Here is a 529-nt window from a genome sequence, read left to right on the forward strand (position 1 = left end):
AATCCATCAATGGCGCCGTGGTAGCGACGGCGCGCCGGCATGGCGTGCCCGTGCCGCACACGGAGACCTTGATGCAGCTCGTGCGGTTGGTGCAGGTACAGGCGCAGGCGGCACACCAGCAGGAGCGTTAGCGGACCGAGCAACCCAAGCTTTCATTCGATGGCGCGCAGACGCCACTTCAACGGAGACAAACCATGATGAGCAGTTCCAGATGGGTGAGCGCGACGCTGGTATGGCGTTGCGCTTTCGCATGTGTGCCGTCCCAGCGGAGGCCCGCATGAATCAGAACCACACCACGGTCGATATCGGTACGGTCCTCGATGACGGGCCGTTTTCCCTTGCACAGAAGATGGCGGTGCTGCTTGCGGCCTTCGCCATCGTCATGGACGGCTTTGACGGCCAGTTGATTGGTTTTGCCATCCCCGTGCTGATCAAGGAATGGGGCATCACGCGCAACGCGTTTGCCCCGGCGGTGGCAGCGGGCCTCATCGGCATGGGGCTGGGCAGCGCCTTGGCGGGCTTGTTTGCC

At 63.1% G+C, this 529-nt stretch carries 2 protein-coding genes; both read left to right on the forward strand.

Annotated features, from left to right (window positions below):
- The first annotated feature begins 17 nt into the window (after positions 1-17).
- Positions 18-131 (forward strand): hypothetical protein, encoded by a 114-nt coding sequence (locus D1614_RS28815; protein ID WP_497006690.1) that lies wholly within the window; start codon positions 18-20, stop codon positions 129-131.
- An 80-nt stretch (positions 132-211) separates the two neighbouring features.
- On the forward strand, positions 212-529 hold a 318-nt coding region (locus D1614_RS28820), incomplete at its 3' end, for an MFS transporter (RefSeq protein WP_206610212.1).

It is taken from the genome of Maribellus luteus (genome assembly GCF_003576475.1).
Classification (GTDB): domain Bacteria; phylum Bacteroidota; class Bacteroidia; order Bacteroidales; family Prolixibacteraceae; genus Draconibacterium; species Draconibacterium luteum.